Genomic DNA, 18,120 nt, shown 5'->3' with positions numbered 1-18,120 from the left:
ATGAACAACACACTTAAAGGGATTTTGTACGGTGTACTTGCATATGTGGTTTGGGGTGTCTTACCAATTTATTGGAAACTAATTCAAGATATTTCACCTTTTGAAATATTAACACATCGTATTATATGGTCTTTTGTAACGTTAATACTTTTCATTCTTCTTACAAAAAAATTAAAGCAATTCAAAATTACTTGGAAGCAAATTGTAAGTAATAAAAAAGTATTAGTTTCAATGATTGCTATTTCACTATTAATTAGTACCAATTGGCTAATCTATATTTGGGCGGTCAATTCAAATCATATTCTTGATGCAAGCTTAGGCTATTATATTAACCCATTAGTTAGTATTATACTTGGTGTAATCGTATTGAAAGAGTCACTGTCAATTTGGCAAATCGTTTCAGTTTGTTTAGCAACAATAGGGGTAGGATATTTAACAATCATGTCAGGTACGTTACCGATCGTCGCAATCCTTTTATCATTAACATTTGCCTTTTATGGATTATTGAAAAAGATTTTAAATATCGACTCTTTTTTAAGCCTTACAATAGAGACTTTATTAATTTTTCCAGTGGCCTTACTATACTTTGGTTTCCTAGCTTTTAAAGGCCAAGCAGGACTTGTACAAAGTGCACCAATTGAGCAATTATTAATAGTAGGTGCTGGTTTAGTAACAATTATTCCTTTATTGTTTTTCGGTAAAGCAGCACAATTAATTCCGTATACTTATGTTGGATTTTTGCAATTTATATCACCAACAATTAGTTTATTAATAGGGATTTTATTATACGATGAAAGTTTCTCAAAGAAAGACTTCATCTCATTTTCATTTATTTGGTTAGCATGTATCGTATTTGCGGTTTCAGCTACACCGTTTATGAAATCCATTGAACAAAAACTTAAAAATCGAAATAAAAAACAATCAATTTCTGCCTAAAAATACATTATGTTTGTAGCATTGAAAGGAGTAAAAATGGCTGTAAGTAAAACGAATGCAATGAGAATGTTAGATTCAAAAAAAGTTAACTATACAATCTTAAATTATGACTCGAATGATGGAAAGATTGATGGGGTTTCTGTAGCAAATAAAATAAATAAAGATCCTGAATTAGTTTATAAAACACTTGTATCAATCAGTCAATCCAAGGCGATTTATGTATTTGTCATACCAGTCGAAAAAGAATTAGACTTAAAATTAGCAGCAAAGGCTGCTGGCGAAAAGAAAGTAGAATTATTACCAGTGAAAGACCTTTTAACAAGCACAGGATATGTTCGAGGTGGCTGTTCACCAATTGGTATGAAAAAGCAATACCCTACTTTTATTGAAGAATCTGTTAATAATATAGAAGAGATTATTGTTAGCGGTGGAAAAATAGGTATACAACTTCAGTTGAATGCAAAAGATTTAATACAAACAACTCGTAGCAAAATAGCAAAAATTTCAAAATAAACGAGTCTTATGAGGGATCAAAATGGTAGGGTATTTTATGTTTTATTTAGTAATCGTAAACATTGTTTCATTTGCAATTATGGGAATTGATAAGTCTCGGGCAAAAAGAAAAGCATGGAGAATTCCAGAACGCATCTTATTTTTATTTGCAATTATCGGAGGTTCGATTGGTTCAATTTTAGGAATGTATTATTTTAAACATAAAACAAAGCATCCAAAATTTGTTTTTGGTTATTGGATCATCCTTTTTATCCAATTTGTTATCTATTTTTTCTTCCTGTAATTTAATGGGATAGTCTTACCTTAATTGTATAAAATATTTTTATGACAATTTAAGGAGGCGAAAGAAATGGGACGTGGAAATGGTGGAAGAAAAAATAACGCCGGTCAAAAACAACCAAACTACGAAGATAAATCAAATTTATCTGAATCAAAAAAAGCACAAAAGTAAAAAAGTTAGCCTGTGATCACTTGGTTGATACAGGCTTTCTTATTGGAAGTGGGGAATAAAATGAAAAACGAATGGTTTTCAAGAATTAAAGGAATAGATATAGATGAAGTATCAAATGAAAATATGACGATCTATTTTATAAAAGAAGAAGAATTAAATGAGGCTAAAAAGGACTTAAGTAAAAAAATCCAATGGCCAGAAAATTACTTAATAATTGGCTTCGATGACGAAACGGATGATGTTATTTTCATCAACGAGGAATCAGGGGAAGTATGTACTGCCTATGAATTTGAACGAAAATGGGAAGTCGTTACTCTGTATTCAAGTTTGAATGAATTTTTAGCTGCCTATGGATATTGAATTTTAATAAAATTAGGGTGTTCCAAAAGTGAAATGGGACACTTGTTTTTATGGGGAATTATGCGTGGTCTGCAAATAAATGATGAAAAACTACAAAAAACAGTGGACTGCAAATAAAATCTGAAAATCGTAAATAAAAAACTGCAATTAAACATCGAGAACCGCAGATAAAATAATAAAACTGCAATTAAATCTATGATAATCGAAAATAAAATTTATAATTACCTGTACGGGTTAGGGTATTATAACTTTAAAATTGTAAGATTTGTTGATACTTTTATATTATTTACTAGTAAATATGTTCTAATTAATAGTAAATTCATTAAAAATCTAACCATTATTTAAAAACGAGACCGATTAGATCGCTACAAATGAAGAGCGCTTTGTAATACCTCCGATTACTCCAATTAAAATAATGAAAAAGAGGCGTCTCTGTGTCAGTTAACCTGACTTTTGAGACAGCCTCTTTTAATTACATTGATAAGTTTTGGGACTCATTCACTAAATCTGTTTTAGATTTTTTGTCCTTATATAATAATCTAGCAAGAATTAAGAGAGAAACCGTTCCAAAAATTAAAACCATATATTGTAAACCAATAGTATCTAAAAATAGTCCTGTACTTAAAAGGACAATCTGGAATGTTACTCGGTCATACATACTTCTAAATGAGAAAAGTCGACCATGATATGATTTATCAATTGAAGTTTGGAAAACAGTTGAACAAACAGGAAAGAAGCAACCAACTGAAAATCCGAAAATGGCAAATGAGATAAGTGTCAACCAATGGTGATCTGCAAAGAAAAGTGATAGCTGAGCAAAAGCTACTAAAAAAGTTGAAAAGTATAATAATTGCTTATTCGTATACCTTTTTGTTAATCGTTTAATAACAAATGCTCCAATCATGAATGAGATACCTTCACTTGTGTAAATGAGGCCTTTAACTGAAGGATCATGTTGAAGATCACTTATTTCGATTACCATTAAATTAAATCCGCCAAGAAAAAGTACCGGAATCAGGTTTAAGATAAATAAATTTAAGATTGTTGGACTTTTTCTTATGAGTGCAAATATTTCACCGAATCCTTTATCAGATTTAGATTTATTTGTTTTTTCTATATTAATTGGTTTGATCATAGGTTCTTCAATTCGTAAAAAGAACGTCATTAAAAACAAAAATGCATATGCCAGCATACTCATTCCATATACATTTGTGAGACTAGTTGATACAACTAAAATACCACCAATTGAAGTTCCGGCAATTCTTGATATTGTAGAAAAATTCATATGAATGCCATTTAAAGTTAATAACTGTTCGTTTTTCACAATCATTGGTATAACAGCTTGAAGCGCTGGAAAGTAAAATGCAGCAGAAATTTGCAGCATAATTAAAAATAAGACCATGAAAATAATACTTTCGTATTGTATAGCAAAAAACATAAGAATAACACTTAAAGTCCGACCTAAACCACTAATTAATAAAATCCTTTTCTTTGAATATTGATCAATTAACCTTCCAGCCAACGGACCAACAAAAACTCCTGCTAATAAACCGAAAAAAAGAATTAACGATTTAAAGAAATCAGAAGGTACATGTTTTTGCATAAATTCCAAATTTCCGATAATTCCGAACCAAAGACCTATACCAGCTCCAAACTCACCGAACAACACGATCCAAACGTTTCGGTTTTTCCACATAAAAATTTCTCCTCATTTACCCTTAATATTATTCGACAAAATCTATTATCTCATCAATAGTAAAAAAAGACTATGTAATATCGAAATAAAATTGAAAAAGTAGAATATGGGTTTTGATTAATTTGGTTGTTGAAGTGGTGCTTGTTTAACTAAATGGCAGATTAGTTCAATAAGATACTGTATTATTGAATTCATAAGAGGCGGTGGAAATTATGGATATAAAAGAAAAATTAAAGTTTTTACTCAAAGAAACCGTTTGTGATTTAGTAAAAAAAGATTTTATTAAAATTAAATTCAAGCTATCAAAAGAACTTACAATCGAGGACATTAAAAGGGAACTAAATCACTGGGGTTCACTAACAATACCACCTGATGTTGCATATGAGAATATTAATTATCTTGAGTACTATAATAGGTCAGGTTATACGATGGAATTTGAACTTTGGATAGATAATGAAGAAAGTGACTTAACATTGTCTTGTGAAGCAACAATTGACAAATCAGATAATATTTTATCGTTTTATATTGAAGATTTACATGCTTTATAGTTAATCGTTATACAACTAACTGATGCAATAGTTGAACAACACAAGCTGCTTATATGCGGCTTTTTTTATTCCTTCTTAGAGAACAATTACTAATTTCAGCATAAAGGGATAATAATTCACAAATTGAAAAAGGAACTTCGAGCGAAGTTCCTTTTATACTTTACTAAACTCTTTAATGTCCTTATTATTTACCACGGCTTCGGCAAACGTAAAGTCCGATTTCTTTATCTGTTTAATTTCTTTTAATGTTGCTTGCTCAGTTTTTGGAATTACAATTCTTTCTTCAGCACCTACTAGCATCCTTTTCATTACATTACAAGATAATAATGTAAGGATAAATGCGATACTCGGTCCAAAAACAATCCATTGATTGAGCATTAATTCTTGGTATGAAACACCGATTAATGCAGACCATTCGTTCGATTTAGGCATTGTGACGCTGTTGAAAGAATCGAGATGAATCGTTTTACTGCCGCCGACAAACACTCGAAGTACACCTAAGTGAACAAGTAACAGTAAGGTACTAATCATTTGTTGTACAATCATGAGTAAGATTCTAGAACGTAGAAATGGTACTACGTGTTTTCGAATAATCCGAAATTTCGTTGCACCCATCGCTCTTGATGCGGTAGTAAAATCTTCTTTGTTAAAATGACTCACTTCATTGCCAATCACATGAATGAGAGATGGTAAAGCAACAATTGTTAACCAAAAAATGATTGAAACTAGATAGGAAAAACCTTTCGTAGTATTGCTAAATAGATTCACATCAAAGAACAGCATGACGAGTAGTATTGCTGGGATAAAACGGAATGCTCGTTCAAAAGTTGTAAAAAAAGATCTCATTTTTTTCAAATAAATACCGTAAAGTATCCCGAAAAAAACACCTAATCCAACCCGCAAGATGCTAACGAACAAACCAATCAGGATCGTGTACCTTGCACCGTCAATGACTGACCAAAGGATGTTATGACCATCTCGTCCAACACCAAATGGGTACTCCCAACTTGGCGGAAACGGTAGAGTCTTTATTATTTTCCCGTTTTCATCACGCAAAAATGTTGTTGAAACATGAATGTGATCTTTTAAAACATACGCGGAAATAAAACTAAAAGCTACTAAACCAAGTAGAAAAAATAAGGATACAAGGAAAGGTAATCGCTTCCAACCTTTTTTCATTGAGATTGCTCCTTTCCTGTCAGCTTGATTGCAACCATATTAAAAATCATTTCAATCAAGAAGAATGGTAGAAATAAAGTAACCAAGCAAATATAAAATACATCAGGTGTTTTTATTACGGTGTATAGTAAATGAAAAAATCCATGCATGTTAAATAAATATTCCACGACTAATAAATTCGATACAAGCAGCCAAAACAAATAGTGCGAATGAGAAAACAGCGTTACAACTACATTTCGTAAGATATGTTTGAAGAGTATCCACCCACTTGACAATCCTTTTGATTTTGCAAATTCGACATATGTTTTTTTACGCTCTTCCTCAATCGCTAAAAATGTCATTTGAAATAACATGATTCCAGGAAGAATAGACACCAAAATTATGGGCAAGACATAAACTTTCTTCATCCCAGCGACAGGATCAACAATGAGAATATTCGTTTTTTTATACAACCAAATGATGAATAATTGAACTGCGAAAATGAACATCACATCAGGAATGCTTTGTAAGAGAAATAAGCATTCTTTCACGATTTTTTGCATCTTAAGTGATAAAAGATAGGTTACATATGAACACAAGATACCTAGTGTGAAAGTGCAGATAAAAGAAGCTGATAGAATGATAAATGAATAGACAAAAGGTTCTTTTAGATACCCCCATAATGGCGTCTGTTTTGAAAAGATACCCACTTGAATTGTCATTTTGTTTAAATGAAGAAAGTTGTGACCAAACATTTTAAGTTGTTCTAAAACGGAATGAAATAGTTCATGTTTTGACGTATGTAAACTAGTTGAGAATGCTACAATAATTCCAATCAAAATGATTGTAAAGAGTAATTGGTAGAATTTTTTCCATAGATAAAAGCGTATGCTCATTTGATCTTAACCTCATTCCTTACTTCAAAATTCTTTCCAATAATAAGCTAGTGTAACGAGTAAAGAAACGATTGTAAAAGTAAAAGATACCAGTAATGAAAATGATTTTTGAGTCACTGTAAAAGGACTAGCATTCTCACCAGTTACTTTCATACCCGTCTGTGTTTGAGTACTTAAATTAATGCTGTTGGTTGCATATCCGCCACTACTTGTGAAGAAACGGATGATAATCGTTACTACCAATCCTACAAAAAACGCATAGTCGATCATTTTACCATGCATAAAATCTGAAACAATCCATGTAAGTCCAAACAGAAATCCTAGTGTAATGATTGCAAAAAAAAGCTTTTTCAAGTTCATCATCCCTTCAAGTTTAAAATCTAATTAACATAATTTTAAACCAAAATGGAAATTATTGTAAGAAAAATTAGAATAGAACGAGTTGTTAAATAATAAAAAGGTAAAGGATACTTCGTAAAGTGTTTGTGATTGGAAATTTATAAGCCACAAAAATGCTCAGTCTTATGCAACTAACGCATGCTTATGTTTAACAAGACGACTGCTTCGGCGGTCGTTTTTATTGCACTAAATGGCAGTATAGTTGAATAAATAATCTTAAAATAAAGTCGATTATTTAGAAAAAAATGTGATAATTTTAACAAAAAATAACCCGACTTTATATTAAAGGTATGAGAATACATATTGTAGAAATCTTTTTAAAGAGGTGTAAACGCAAAATCCTTACAAAAATATTTCTCCAAAGGGGGGATAAAATGAGTGTATCTGTATCACCTTGGTATTTAATTTTTGGTGTAATAAAAATAATAATGATGATAGGGGCTATACCAGCAATAGTTTATGCACTTTATTTGTTACGTAAAATTGCAAATAAATAGAAAAGTTATATTGGGGTGAGTACATATTGAAAAAATGGATATTAATTGGAATAGTTGCTGTAATAATAGTATTTTTCATATCAAGTAAAATGTATTATCCACCACTTCCTATTTCCTCTATAAGTAAAGCCAAGGTTATTTCGAAATTAAAAGAGTCAAATGAAAATGTTGTAAAAATAACAGAAGAAGATGATTATCAGTGGTATATTACTGAAATGAATCAAGGTAAAGGCTATAAATATCTAAAAAATATGCTTGTAGAAAAAGGGTGGACATATAAAACCCAAGAAGGTTCAGTATTTTTGTTTGAGAAGGAAAATAAAAAATTAGGTGTTATTACCCGAATGTGGACTAAAAATTATGTTATATTCAAAATTGAAAAAGGTTGGGACAGCTATTAGTCAGAGTATATACTTACTTATATAACTAACGCATGCTTTAATTGAACAACATGATCGACTGTATAGGCGATTCAAAATAGCAGGATAATTTCATTAGGGATAAAATATTATCTAAACCGACTAGTTCAATAAAACATTAGGGAGTAAGTATGAATTCAGAGATGTTAATACACTGGTATAAAAAGCACAATATAGAACACAGAACGATTAATGGATTTTGGACATATCTTGATAACTGGAGGAACGAGGATTCCGATTTTGAATTTAAATTTGGAGATATGGATAAAAGATTGATTAAATTAGAGGTTAAAAAAATCCAGTTTACTCACATATTTAATTATAATGATTTTATTTATGTCCTTCTTTGGATTCATTATAATGAGGAAAATATTGGTACATATAAGTCTGTTTATACATTGGATGGAGAAGATGAAGATGATATTCTTAATTTCGATGATAATAGGTTTATAAAAATTCTTGTTGAAACAACAAACAACTCAATAGAAATAGCTGAAAAGGCTTTAAAGGAAGGGGTTTCTATTGAAGTGGTTGAAAAAATTTCTGGTTTGAAGTCTTCTCTTATAGAAGATATTAAGAGTAAAATCTCATAAAAAATCCTTATGCAACTAACGCATGCTTTAGTTCAATAACGGTAAATTATAAAATTCGGTTCATCCAATTATTACACTACAAACAGAATACTCACTATGGAGCCGCGATATTGAACAGGAGATACTACTAAATGTAGGAGAACTTGGGATTATACACGTGGCATACAGCATACTGAGTAGAGGATTTATTTCTGGTGAACTATGAAAATTTGAGGTTCTTGAAGTTCATGGAGACGTTATTGAGAATAGTGTAAGAATCGCAAATAGATCATTTTAAATTATAGATAATAACGCTTCGTATCTTCATATAGTTACAAAGCGTTATTTTTCTTTGTACATTAATGTCCCTGTATCCATTATCGATACAGGTTATTTTTGTAATAAATCATAATTTAGATTCTAAATGGTAAAAATAAACATGTTTTAAAAAAGAGAATAGAGGAAGTAAATTAAATGAAGGTACTATAATGAATCGTAAATTAAAAGTAAGTGGTTTCCAATTATTATGTATGATTTTTTTGTTTATTAATGGTACATCGCCACCAATTGAAATCTATGCATTAGCCAAGCAAGATGCATGGATGAGTTTATTATTAGGACTTATTATGGGGTGTCTATTATTTCTTGTATATATAAAGTTATATACATTTTTTCCTGATGTACCATTTACAAAATATATACAATATATTTTAGGTAAATATGTTGGGAAAATGTTAGCACTAATCTATATACTATATTTTATTTATATAGGTGCACGAGTTTTGCGTAATTTTGAGGAATTAATGATTATTACTCTTTATAATGCTTCATCACATATTTCAATTGGAATATTAATGATGATTGTAGTCATATATGCAAGTCATAAAGGAATTGAAGTATTTGCACGTGGAACTGAATTTATTTTTTTATTTATAATGTTGCTTATATTTATAATTATTGGATTAGAAATTATTTCTGGCTTAATCAAAATTAATAATTTAAGACCTGTATTAGAAAGTGGATGGAAACCAGTGTTAAAGGCAACACCTATATTAATTGCAAATCCTTTTGGTGAGATATTTACATTTACGATGATTTTGCCATATTTAAATAAACAAAAGAATGTAGTAAAAGTAGGAATAACAGCATATCTATTTTCTGGGCTTATATTGACTTTATTTTCAATGTTAAATGCTTCCATAATGGGTGTTTCTGAAATAGTAAGAACCATATATCCACTTCTTACAGCTGTTAGTTATATTAGTATTGCTGATTTTGTACAAAGAATGGATACCTTTATAATAGTGATTTCGGTATGTAATTTTTTCGTGAAGATTACTATCTATTTCTATTGTGCGGTGTCAGGAGCAGCAGATTTATTTGGCATTAAGGAAAGTAAGCAATTAGTTTATCCTACTTCCGTTATAATGTTAGTTTGTTCAATTTGGATGACATCGAATTATGTTGCATTACGTAATCAAGCAAGTGATGTTGTCCCCTTTTTACTACAAATACCTCTTCAAATTATTATCCCAGTTTGTTTAATACTAATAGTGCTACTAAAAAGGAAACTTAAATACCCAGCCTTCTAAAAGAAAATCCCTGGGTTTTTGAAGTGCACCTTAATTTTTAGACACCGTTTAACAATTAAGGTGCATTTTTTATCACTAAATAAATCTAAACGTAGAAATGGTCAATGGGATATGGGGCATAATTAATCTATTTGTTTAACTAAGATTGATAATTAATTACCAAAAGTTCATTTTTTTATTCGCGTGCCCAGCAAGCCGTTAATTGCTAACTGGTGAAAGTCCAGTCTAGGTAAGAACCAAGTCGCCTAGTAGCTAACAGGCAACTGGTGGAGAAATCCTAAGGTTGAAGCCCTGCGATAAAGTAACTTCCTTACGGAATTACGAGCAACTTTACAGGTTGTAACATAAAGTGAATCCTGCCGCCTCGTCAAAAGGAACCTCAAAAGAGGACAAAGAGAAGTCGAGCCTGGGAATAAGAGGCGAAGACCATGGAAGGTGTATTGAACTTGGAACAGCACTCAAGAATCTCTCGGGGTATGGGGAATGACATGTAAAGAAAGTAATTAACGGAACTGGGGAGACCCTACTTTACCCTTAAATTTAAAGGAGCTAGAAAGCCTATAAGTGAACGCGAAATGGTGGACTGTAAAGAGGGAGTCGGAGGAGGGCATAGTACCAATTATTATCATGACAACACAACATGGTATAGGAAAGGACCTCTACTTTGTTCATGTGTTTAGAAGGAGGTAAGAGTGAGTGAATGCTAGAAAACTAGCTAACTACACCGATGAAAAAGCTCAAGAACTTTTGAAAACACTATATCTATGTGCCAAGGAGAAACCTAATCGTAAATTTCATGCATTATACGATAAAATCTATCGCCCTGACATTCTAATGGAAGCTTGGAAACGTGTAAAAAGAAAGAAAGGAAGTGGAGGAATAGACGGACAAACGATTGATGAGATCGTTACAAAATATGGAGAAAGTAAATTCTTAAATGAACTGTATGCACAGCTTAAAGAGAATAATTACAATCCTAATCCAGTTTTGAGGACGTATATTCCTAAAGACGATGGAAAGAAAAGACCTCTAGGGATTCCTACCATAAAAGACAGAGTGGTACAAATGGCAACAAAGATGGTCATTGAACCTATTTTTGAAGCTGATTTTCAAGATTGTTCATTTGGATTCCGTCCTAAGAGAAACGCCCATCAAGCGATGGCGAAAATACGGAAAGTAAGCAGAAATAGTTCTTGGGTAGTCGACGTCGATATCCAAGGCTATTTCGATAACATTAATCAAGACAAATTGATGAAGTTAGTTGAGCAGAAAATTAATGACCGCCGAGTTTTAAAGTTAATCCGAAAATGGTTACAAGCAGGAATAATGGAAGAGGGAACTTTAAGACATCCCATAACTGGGACACCGCAAGGTGGGGTAATCTCTCCATTACTCGCAAATATATATTTGAACACATTGGATAAACTCTGGGTGAAGAAATTCTATCATCTAGGGGAGTTGGTTCGTTACGCAGATGACCTGGTAATTTTAACTAAAACTAAACAACAAGCTTTAGAAAGTATACAAATATTACAGGCAATCATGAACAAACTGGACTTAACAATCAATCGTGACAAATCGAAATTAATAAATCTGTTTGATAACAAAGAGGGTTTTGATTTCTTAGGCTTCTACAACCGAAAGTTTAAGATTCTACTAAAAGGTGGAAAAAGCTACTACGCAATGTCACACGTTCCGAAGAAAAATGCCATGAAAAAGATGAGAGCAAAGATTAAAGCATATACAGAACCGCGAAACAAATTGTATTTAGACATAAAAGAACTAATAAAAGGATTAAATAGGAGACTTCAAGGTTTTAAGAATTATTATAAAATATCCTCGAAAGCAACTAAGTGGCTAAATAGTATCGACTGGTATGTGCTCGAAAGGCTCACACTTTTCTATAACAAGAAGAAGAATAACACAAATAACCATGGTAACTTTAAGAGAATTCGAGGAGAGATTGAACATTTAATTGTGAAATTAGCAAGGAATTAACCGTAAAGCATGAGAAAGAAGAACATCGGAAAGCCGTATGAGGGAAAACTTCATGTACGGTTTGATGAGGGGGAACTGAAATTAAAAAAAGAGATAGCGTAAGCTATCCCTTTGAAATCAGTTCTCTACTCTACAAGTAAATGGCAGTTTAGTTTAAGTGTACTTCTTCACAAAGTAATAAAAAACACGTTTTCCTTTTCAAAAGATCACGTGTTTTTTATAGATATTTAACTTTATTTCATTTTAAACATGCTATAGAGAATTCGATCGAACATTCGATCAGATACTAACTTTCTTAATATCAACAAAGGTTTTGCAAATTGTCCAGCTACATATCGAGTTTTTGGTTTCTTAGATTCAATCGCTTTTAAAACGATTTCTGCTATGACTTTAGGAGAAGTCGGTTTTGGTGCGTTTTTTGACATCTCTACAAAAGCTTTTGTCATATCAGCATAAGCTGTATGTGCAGATGTTTTTTGAAGGTTATTTAAAGTAATATCGTTCCATTCACTCTCAATTGATCCTGGCTCAATTACGACTACATCTATATTAAATTGAGCAACTTCAAATCGGAGACAATCAGAATATCCTTCAAGTGCATGTTTTGTAGCATGATACCATGCACCTAATGGTGTATACACTTTTCCACCCATCGAAGAATTATTAATAATTTTTCCTGATTTTTGCTTTCTCATATGTGGTATGACTAATTGAGTTAAACGACTTAGACCAAAAAGATTCACTTCAAACTGTCTTCTTGCTTCTGCTAAAGGAACATCTTCTACTGAACCATAAGAGCCATATCCTGCATTATTAAATAATACATCAATTTTCCCTTGTTCTTGAATAATACGGTTTACACCATTAACCAGGGATTGTTCATCTGTTACGTCCATGGCTAAAATTTTTGCTCCCTTTAATTCCAGATCTTTCATCTTCTCTATGCGCCTTGCAGCTCCATAAACCACATAACCTTTTTCTAGTAGAAGTTCTGCTGTGGCTTTCCCCATCCCCGCAGAAGCTCCAGTTATTAGAACGACGCCTTTTTTTAACTCACTCACATACTTCACTCCTTAGTAATAATCTTTATATAAAAAGTACCATCTGTGTCTAGATACACACTTGTGTCACTTGTTCACTTGAATTATAATGATAAATAGAAACTGAAGTCAATATGTTGAGCGTAAGTGATACAGATTTGAGAAAAAGGGACATTTGTTCATAAAGGAGTTACTCGCTATGAAGAATGAAAAAAGCAATAATCCGATCTCCGTTCGATCAAGACAATGGATTATTCAATCACTGTTGAAACTAATGGAGGAAAAGCCATTTCAAAAGATAGCAATTAAGGAAATTACTGACGATGCAGGATTGGTACGAAAAACATTTTATCGTAACTTCCAAACTAAAGAAGAAGTTCTGTATGAATATATTAGTGAATTAATGCAGGAGGCTGAAAAAAAATTTGAAGCTTTAGAATCGCTATCACCTTATTCAATGACATTAATATATTTTGAATTTTGGAAAGAACATGTTCCATTTTTGAATCTGGTTCATAAAAATGATCTTTTTATAATCTTGCTCAAACATCTGCAAGAATACGCACCTACCATTTTTGTAAAATTCAAAGCAGATATAATGAAAAATTTCGATGAAACCTTTTTAAAGTATTATACTGAATTTCATTCTGCTGGAATATGGCACATGCTTGAAAAGTGGATTGATAGTGGTACAAAAGAAACCCCTGAACAATTAGCTAGAATTTATGCCGATATTTCTTTAAACAAACCACATTTAAAGAGTTAAATAAGATTTAAGAGAGACTATAATGAATAGTGAGGGGAAGAAAATGCACGCATTAGTTATTGGAGCAACAGGCGCCACAGGTAAAGACTTACTGGAATTATTATTAAAAGACGATTCTTTTCATCAGGTAGACATTTTTGTTAGGCGTAATCTGGTTATCAAGGATAGTAAATTAAAGGTCCATGTAATTGACTTTGATAAACCAGAACAATGGAAACATTTAGTTAAGGGAGATGTTTTGTTTTCATGTTTAGGTACAACACTTAAAGTGGCTGGGAGTAAAGAAGCTCAATGGAAAGTTGATTACGAATATCAATACCAGTTTGCGAAATACGCCAGAGAAAACAATGTGAATAACTATGTATTAGTATCTTCAGGTTATTCTTCGCCAAATTCTCTCTTCTTTTATACAAGGATGAAGGGTCAGTTAGAAGAAGATATAAAAGCATTACAGTTCCCAAAGTTGACAATCTTTAATCCACCTTTATTAATACGAAAAAATACTGATCGAACAATGGAAGCTATAAGTTTTAAAGTCATACAGTTTGTAAATAAAATAGGAATTTTTCGTTCTCAAAAACCTCTGGCTACAGATAAATTGGCTCAAGCCATGATAAATTCTGCTAAAACTAAAGAAAGTGGAGTTTTTACACTTCAGGGTAAATCGATTTGGGAATGTGCTGAAGCTAATTATGAATAAATATTCTAATTAGAAATCTTCGATGGAATTAATTTTACTTAATGAACTTACGCATACTTTAATTTAACAAGATCACGAGTCGCAAATGCGGCTTTTTTTATTCCACAAAATGGCAGTTTAGTTGAATAAGAAATCGTATAAACGTAATTAAATCAAGAATAAATAACCCGACTTTAAAACAAAGGTATGAGAATATTTATTGTAGAACTCTTTTTAAAGAGGTGTAAACGCAAAAACATTATAAAAATATATTTCTCCAAGGGGGGGGAAATGAGTACTAGTTTATGGGTCACAATGTTACCGATTTTATCACTTTTGTTTTACTTAGTTCCAATCATATTTATAGTTTGGTTTTTATTAAAAATTCTTAAAATACAGAAGGGAAAAAATTTAATTCTAAAGAGTATATCTGATAAATTAGATGAGAAAAAAATACAACTTCTTAATTTACTATTAGTGAACTTAATGAACTAACTCAAGCATTAGTTGTATAACCTGATCGACTGTTTAGTCGATTTTTTTATTCAACAAAATGGCAGTTTAGTTGAATAAGTTTTGGGGGATTTTACTTGTAGAATAAGGTTTGATTTCGTGCTAAAATCTCTTTCAAGTGTCTGTAATAAGATATGAATAAATTAATATAGAAAAGGATTATAGTTAATGGAAATAACAAACCCTAAGGCTAAATTTGCATTAACATTGGCAATATTGTCATTAATAATACCAGCAATAGGTTTAATCCTTGCTGTTATTGGTTTATATATGTCAAAAGAAAGTCTGATTGAGATCAAAAGAATCAATCAAAAAGGAAGAGGGTTAGCTCTTTCAGCCAAGATTATTAGCATTATATCAATTTGTATTGACGCACTTGCTTTATTACTTGTAGTGATATTAGCAATCATTGGTCATTTTTTTACTAAATAATTTCATTAACGAGTTCAATTGCTTTAACAAGTCATCGCCTTTTTTTGGCTTGACACGAGTAAATATTGTAAAGGAATGTAATGATGAACCTTTCAAACTTAATTGCAAACATTATTGAAAACACTATTGTTGGATTAATATGTTTAGGACTGGTTTCACTGTCGGGAAAGAGTAAATTGTTCATGTTTTTTCGATTTATATTAATGTGCATATTTTTTATTTTTTTTGTAGGAATGTTTATTTTGCTGACAATTAGTTGTATCCAACGTTCCGACATTCTAGCGATGGTCGTGACCATTTTGTTGGCAATCGTTTTTGGTGTTTGGACTTTTGTAGGAAGTAGGACGTTATGGTTTAAATGGAGAAGTATGTAATTTTCGGTTCAGTAATTGGGTACGAAAATTCTAAATATAATTGGCCTTATGTAACTAACGCATGCTCTAGTTGAACAACAAATAAAGGTGATCATTAATCGATTATCCTCTATTTCAGTCTCTGGCAATTTAGTTCGATAAAAATAAATTGAAGTTTTATTGGAAATCATCAAATTTCCCAAAATTACAAAGACTTACTGCATTGGTATAAATAACAGAAATAGATATATGAGAGGGACGTTCTAAAAAAATGATGGTTATAAAATGACAAATGAACAAGAAAGTAGCATCAAGAGTTTGCAAATTTTAGGGTTAACCTTTTTGTTTGGAGGAGTACTTCTTTCATTTAGTATTTCTTACTACTTTAAGAAAAATCTTAATATATATGGATTTATGATTTCTTCATACGGAGCAATTATAAGTAGGAGAGCTAAAGAAATAATTAAAATAGGTAAGAAAAAATATTTATTAAGGGCAACTATAATATTAATTTTGGCAATATCGGGTGATTTTCTATTAGATTATTATTTGTGGTCTTAAACTAACGCATGCTTAAGTTGAACAACAAGATCGCCGTTTGCGCTTTTATTCTTAAGTGCAACGTTAATGATTAATGGCATCATTGAATTAAAGGTAAAACAAAAGAAATTTTCTTTTAAAAATCCAAATATTATTGTAGCTTCAATTCTGTTTGTTGTTTCAATCATTGGATTCAAATAGAACTAACGAATACATTCGTTGAATAACATGATCGGCTAAATAGTCGATTTTTTTTATTGAGCTAAATGGCAAGATTGTTAAAGAGAGATTCAGGCTAATATTACTTGATGAAGCACATAAATTCTACAACTATAATAAAAGGATGTAATTGATATAAATGAGAGAGGTTATTGTTAGGAGGGATAAATAATGAAGCGTTTAAAGAGGTTTTTGCTGTATTTTTTTGTATTGTTCATACTAGGTCTAATATTTAATAATATTTTTAAACATAATTTACACACCCTAACAGCCTTTTCAGTGGCATTAGGACTTTCATTAGGTATAGTTTTTCTAGGAGGAAACTACACAGAAAAGTGATTCTTTATTCAACTAAGCGCATGCGATAGTTTAAGAGCATGAGCAGTTTCAGTTTCTTACTATTCTTTTTTAAAATTAACGAGCAGGAAGTAGAACAACTGATAATTCGAGTAGAATTGTAATCAACAACCAGTGTTGTAAAAAATATTGAAATTAGATTTTTTTTAGGAGACATTCTTTATGAACATTTATGTTTTTCCATTTTCATTGGTTTTACTGTTTTCATTAGGTTTATTATTTTCTGTTGGAAAAACCTTGTATATTGCAGTAAAGAAATATGAGGAAGATGGCGAGTTACCTGAATGGATTTCAGGTACATCATTATATGATTTATTAATTGTTGTAATATTATTCATTTCAGAAAAGTTTTTTCCGAAAAGATATCGTATAGTTATTTTTAAAATAATCTCTTTATTATTTGGAGTATTTTTATTTGGCGTAACAGTTTTTTTATTATGGTACTTTTATGACCAATTATTCAATTAACGTATGCGATAGTTGAAGATCACAAGCTGCTTAATTGCAGTTTTTTTATTGAAGTAAATGGCAGGTTAGTTGCTTATGGAACTTCGAAATAAAACCCCGAAAAATAAAAATAAATGATAAAATGGAAATATATAACAATAAAGAAGGTGGGGATTTTGAAAATTAAACATTTGTTTATTTTATTGTTAACATTTGTACTTTTAACAGGGTGTGTAAATGAAAAAGAAGTAACAGTTTCTACAAATGATTTTGAGAAAATAAGGGTAGAACTTGTTAAAAAAGAAGCAATAAAAGAAGGGAATTTATATACTTTAAAATTAATTAATAGTAGTTATTTTGTTATTAAACAAAATAATGTATTTGTTACCTATCCACTAAAAATTAACGAAAATGCGTATAAAGGTAACGGATATAAAGTTGAGGCAAAGGGAAACAAATTGGATATTCAACCTGGAGAAAAAATTACATTAATTGTATTTATGCCATTTGAAGGATTGGGCGATAAAAATTTGTTTGCATTAGACAATCCTAGTTATCAATTAAAAGGTTTTTTAGAAAACGTAGATAGCAAACATCAGTTTAGCGTTGGCGGTGACTTAATCACTAACTAATGCAACTAACGCATGCATGTGCGGCCGAGCCTAGGTCGTATCATATAACGGGTGGGATTCCCGTCGAGTAAGAACTAGCCATTCGCTCGTAACGAGTCTTGGAGGGC

General features: G+C 31.2%; 23 protein-coding genes and 1 pseudogene. 19 read left to right on the top strand and 5 right to left on the bottom strand.

The genetic code is table 11. The features are described 5' to 3' along the window. From rarD to ACFVRR_RS22570, 4 genes are all read left to right on the top strand, one after another. Positions 1-936 (top strand): EamA family transporter RarD, encoded by a 936-nt coding sequence (gene rarD, locus ACFVRR_RS22585; protein ID WP_387332840.1) that lies wholly within the window; start codon positions 1-3, stop codon positions 934-936. Positions 937-972: 36 nt separating this feature from the next. Continuing rightward, the gene (ybaK, locus tag ACFVRR_RS22580) at positions 973-1,449 is read left to right on the top strand and encodes a Cys-tRNA(Pro) deacylase (RefSeq protein ID WP_387332838.1); all 477 of its coding nucleotides are present in this window, start codon (positions 973-975) and stop codon (positions 1,447-1,449) included. Between the two features lie 22 nt (positions 1,450-1,471). Further along, entirely contained in the window at positions 1,472-1,732 is a 261-nt protein-coding gene (locus ACFVRR_RS22575) for a DUF1294 domain-containing protein (RefSeq protein WP_097977681.1), read from the top strand. A gap of 180 nt (positions 1,733-1,912) precedes the next feature. Continuing rightward, positions 1,913-2,260: an SMI1/KNR4 family protein gene (locus tag ACFVRR_RS22570; protein ID WP_483867351.1), complete on the top strand. Its 348-nt coding sequence runs from the start codon at positions 1,913-1,915 to the stop codon at positions 2,258-2,260. Between the two features lie 472 nt (positions 2,261-2,732). On the opposite strand, the gene ACFVRR_RS22565 is transcribed toward ACFVRR_RS22570, so the two are convergent. Beyond that, positions 2,733-3,956 carry an MFS transporter gene (locus ACFVRR_RS22565; protein ID WP_387332833.1) on the bottom strand — a complete coding sequence of 408 codons (1,224 nt, stop codon included), beginning with the start codon at positions 3,954-3,956 and terminating at the stop codon, positions 2,733-2,735. Between the two features lie 212 nt (positions 3,957-4,168). On the opposite strand from ACFVRR_RS22565, the gene ACFVRR_RS22560 reads away from it, so the two are divergent. Continuing rightward, positions 4,169-4,504 carry a DUF7668 domain-containing protein gene (locus ACFVRR_RS22560; protein WP_387332831.1) on the top strand — a complete coding sequence of 112 codons (336 nt, stop codon included), beginning with the start codon at positions 4,169-4,171 and terminating at the stop codon, positions 4,502-4,504. A 153-nt stretch (positions 4,505-4,657) separates the two neighbouring features. Here ACFVRR_RS22560 and ACFVRR_RS22555 read toward each other — a convergent pair whose 3' ends face one another. The 3 genes from ACFVRR_RS22555 to ACFVRR_RS22545 are packed head-to-tail and all read right to left on the bottom strand — an operon-like array spanning position 4,658 to position 6,912. After that, positions 4,658-5,683, bottom strand: coding sequence for an ABC transporter permease subunit (locus ACFVRR_RS22555; RefSeq protein ID WP_387332829.1), 1,026 nt, complete (start codon positions 5,681-5,683; stop codon positions 4,658-4,660). Then, entirely contained in the window at positions 5,680-6,558 is an 879-nt protein-coding gene (locus ACFVRR_RS22550; RefSeq protein ID WP_387332827.1) for an ABC transporter permease subunit, read from the bottom strand. Before ACFVRR_RS22550 ends, ACFVRR_RS22555 begins: the two co-directional genes overlap by 4 nt. Before the next feature lie 24 nt (positions 6,559-6,582). Continuing rightward, the gene (locus ACFVRR_RS22545; RefSeq protein ID WP_387332825.1) at positions 6,583-6,912 is read right to left on the bottom strand and encodes a hypothetical protein; all 330 of its coding nucleotides are present in this window, start codon (positions 6,910-6,912) and stop codon (positions 6,583-6,585) included. Between the two features lie 419 nt (positions 6,913-7,331). Here ACFVRR_RS22545 and ACFVRR_RS22540 point away from each other — a divergent pair, with 419 nt between their 5' ends. From ACFVRR_RS22540 to ltrA, 6 genes and pseudogenes are all read left to right on the top strand, one after another. Then, positions 7,332-7,454, top strand: a complete 123-nt coding sequence (locus tag ACFVRR_RS22540; RefSeq protein ID WP_387332823.1) for a hypothetical protein — start codon at positions 7,332-7,334, stop codon at positions 7,452-7,454. A gap of 26 nt (positions 7,455-7,480) precedes the next feature. Further along, positions 7,481-7,855 carry a hypothetical protein gene (locus ACFVRR_RS22535; RefSeq protein ID WP_387332820.1) on the top strand — a complete coding sequence of 125 codons (375 nt, stop codon included), beginning with the start codon at positions 7,481-7,483 and terminating at the stop codon, positions 7,853-7,855. 149 nt (positions 7,856-8,004) lie between these two features. After that, the gene (locus tag ACFVRR_RS22530) at positions 8,005-8,466 is read left to right on the top strand and encodes a hypothetical protein (RefSeq protein ID WP_387332818.1); all 462 of its coding nucleotides are present in this window, start codon (positions 8,005-8,007) and stop codon (positions 8,464-8,466) included. Between the two features lie 52 nt (positions 8,467-8,518). Next, positions 8,519-8,668: pseudogene (locus tag ACFVRR_RS22525) on the top strand (aldo/keto reductase); the annotation flags it as partial. Between the two features lie 265 nt (positions 8,669-8,933). Further along, on the top strand, positions 8,934-10,037 hold the full coding sequence (locus ACFVRR_RS22520) for a GerAB/ArcD/ProY family transporter (RefSeq protein ID WP_387332816.1): 1,104 nt from the start codon (positions 8,934-8,936) through the stop codon (positions 10,035-10,037). 696 nt (positions 10,038-10,733) lie between these two features. After that, entirely contained in the window at positions 10,734-12,035 is a 1,302-nt protein-coding gene (ltrA, locus tag ACFVRR_RS22515; protein WP_387332814.1) for a group II intron reverse transcriptase/maturase, read from the top strand. Positions 12,036-12,268: 233 nt separating this feature from the next. Here the strand turns inward: ltrA and ACFVRR_RS22510 are convergent, their stop codons facing one another. Further along, positions 12,269-13,096 (bottom strand): oxidoreductase, encoded by an 828-nt coding sequence (locus tag ACFVRR_RS22510; protein ID WP_387332812.1) that lies wholly within the window; start codon positions 13,094-13,096, stop codon positions 12,269-12,271. Positions 13,097-13,274: 178 nt separating this feature from the next. On the opposite strand from ACFVRR_RS22510, the gene ACFVRR_RS22505 reads away from it, so the two are divergent. The 8 genes from ACFVRR_RS22505 to ACFVRR_RS22470 all read left to right on the top strand — a co-directional run bounded on the left by ACFVRR_RS22505 (position 13,275) and on the right by ACFVRR_RS22470 (position 18,013). After that, entirely contained in the window at positions 13,275-13,841 is a 567-nt protein-coding gene (locus tag ACFVRR_RS22505) for a TetR/AcrR family transcriptional regulator (RefSeq protein ID WP_387332810.1), read from the top strand. Positions 13,842-13,884: 43 nt separating this feature from the next. Further along, positions 13,885-14,541: an NAD(P)H-binding protein gene (locus tag ACFVRR_RS22500; protein WP_387332808.1), complete on the top strand. Its 657-nt coding sequence runs from the start codon at positions 13,885-13,887 to the stop codon at positions 14,539-14,541. Positions 14,542-14,811: 270 nt separating this feature from the next. Beyond that, positions 14,812-15,015, top strand: a complete 204-nt coding sequence (locus ACFVRR_RS22495) for a hypothetical protein (RefSeq protein WP_387332806.1) — start codon at positions 14,812-14,814, stop codon at positions 15,013-15,015. Positions 15,016-15,201: 186 nt separating this feature from the next. Further along, a complete protein-coding gene (locus tag ACFVRR_RS22490; RefSeq protein ID WP_387332804.1) occupies positions 15,202-15,465 on the top strand; it encodes a DUF4190 domain-containing protein in 264 nt (87 codons plus the stop codon). Positions 15,466-16,103: 638 nt separating this feature from the next. Further along, a complete protein-coding gene (locus ACFVRR_RS22485) occupies positions 16,104-16,379 on the top strand; it encodes a hypothetical protein (RefSeq protein WP_387332802.1) in 276 nt (91 codons plus the stop codon). 369 nt (positions 16,380-16,748) lie between these two features. After that, the gene (locus ACFVRR_RS22480; protein ID WP_387332800.1) at positions 16,749-16,916 is read left to right on the top strand and encodes a hypothetical protein; all 168 of its coding nucleotides are present in this window, start codon (positions 16,749-16,751) and stop codon (positions 16,914-16,916) included. A 180-nt stretch (positions 16,917-17,096) separates the two neighbouring features. Further along, on the top strand, positions 17,097-17,402 hold the full coding sequence (locus tag ACFVRR_RS22475; protein WP_387332798.1) for a hypothetical protein: 306 nt from the start codon (positions 17,097-17,099) through the stop codon (positions 17,400-17,402). A gap of 155 nt (positions 17,403-17,557) precedes the next feature. After that, positions 17,558-18,013: a hypothetical protein gene (locus ACFVRR_RS22470; RefSeq protein WP_387332796.1), complete on the top strand. Its 456-nt coding sequence runs from the start codon at positions 17,558-17,560 to the stop codon at positions 18,011-18,013. Positions 18,014-18,120 lie beyond the last annotated feature (107 nt).

Origin of the sequence: Gottfriedia sp. NPDC057948, assembly GCF_042887255.1 — a bacterium.
Taxonomy (GTDB): Bacteria; Bacillota; Bacilli; order Bacillales; family Bacillaceae_G; genus Gottfriedia.
This window is presented reverse-complemented; position numbering and strand designations above follow the sequence as displayed.

Bases quoted from the DNA above. Each gene is read 5' to 3' on its own strand.
- rarD (WP_387332840.1), top strand. From the start codon at position 1: ATGAACAACACACTTAAAGGGATTTTGTACGGTGTACTTGCATATGTG.
- ybaK (WP_387332838.1), top strand. From the start codon at position 973: ATGGCTGTAAGTAAAACGAATGCAATGAGAATGTTAGATTCAAAAAAA.
- ACFVRR_RS22575 (WP_097977681.1), top strand. From the start codon at position 1,472: ATGGTAGGGTATTTTATGTTTTATTTAGTAATCGTAAACATTGTTTCA.
- ACFVRR_RS22565 (WP_387332833.1), bottom strand. From the start codon at position 3,956: ATGTGGAAAAACCGAAACGTTTGGATCGTGTTGTTCGGTGAGTTTGGA.
- ACFVRR_RS22560 (WP_387332831.1), top strand. From the start codon at position 4,169: ATGGATATAAAAGAAAAATTAAAGTTTTTACTCAAAGAAACCGTTTGT.
- ACFVRR_RS22555 (WP_387332829.1), bottom strand. From the start codon at position 5,683: ATGAAAAAAGGTTGGAAGCGATTACCTTTCCTTGTATCCTTATTTTTT.
- ACFVRR_RS22550 (WP_387332827.1), bottom strand. From the start codon at position 6,558: ATGAGCATACGCTTTTATCTATGGAAAAAATTCTACCAATTACTCTTT.
- ACFVRR_RS22540 (WP_387332823.1), top strand. From the start codon at position 7,332: ATGAGTGTATCTGTATCACCTTGGTATTTAATTTTTGGTGTAATAAAA.
- ACFVRR_RS22530 (WP_387332818.1), top strand. From the start codon at position 8,005: ATGAATTCAGAGATGTTAATACACTGGTATAAAAAGCACAATATAGAA.
- ACFVRR_RS22520 (WP_387332816.1), top strand. From the start codon at position 8,934: ATGAATCGTAAATTAAAAGTAAGTGGTTTCCAATTATTATGTATGATT.
- ACFVRR_RS22505 (WP_387332810.1), top strand. From the start codon at position 13,275: ATGAAGAATGAAAAAAGCAATAATCCGATCTCCGTTCGATCAAGACAA.
- ACFVRR_RS22500 (WP_387332808.1), top strand. From the start codon at position 13,885: ATGCACGCATTAGTTATTGGAGCAACAGGCGCCACAGGTAAAGACTTA.
- ACFVRR_RS22495 (WP_387332806.1), top strand. From the start codon at position 14,812: ATGAGTACTAGTTTATGGGTCACAATGTTACCGATTTTATCACTTTTG.
- ACFVRR_RS22490 (WP_387332804.1), top strand. From the start codon at position 15,202: ATGGAAATAACAAACCCTAAGGCTAAATTTGCATTAACATTGGCAATA.
- ACFVRR_RS22485 (WP_387332802.1), top strand. From the start codon at position 16,104: ATGACAAATGAACAAGAAAGTAGCATCAAGAGTTTGCAAATTTTAGGG.
- ACFVRR_RS22480 (WP_387332800.1), top strand. From the start codon at position 16,749: ATGAAGCGTTTAAAGAGGTTTTTGCTGTATTTTTTTGTATTGTTCATA.
- ACFVRR_RS22475 (WP_387332798.1), top strand. From the start codon at position 17,097: ATGAACATTTATGTTTTTCCATTTTCATTGGTTTTACTGTTTTCATTA.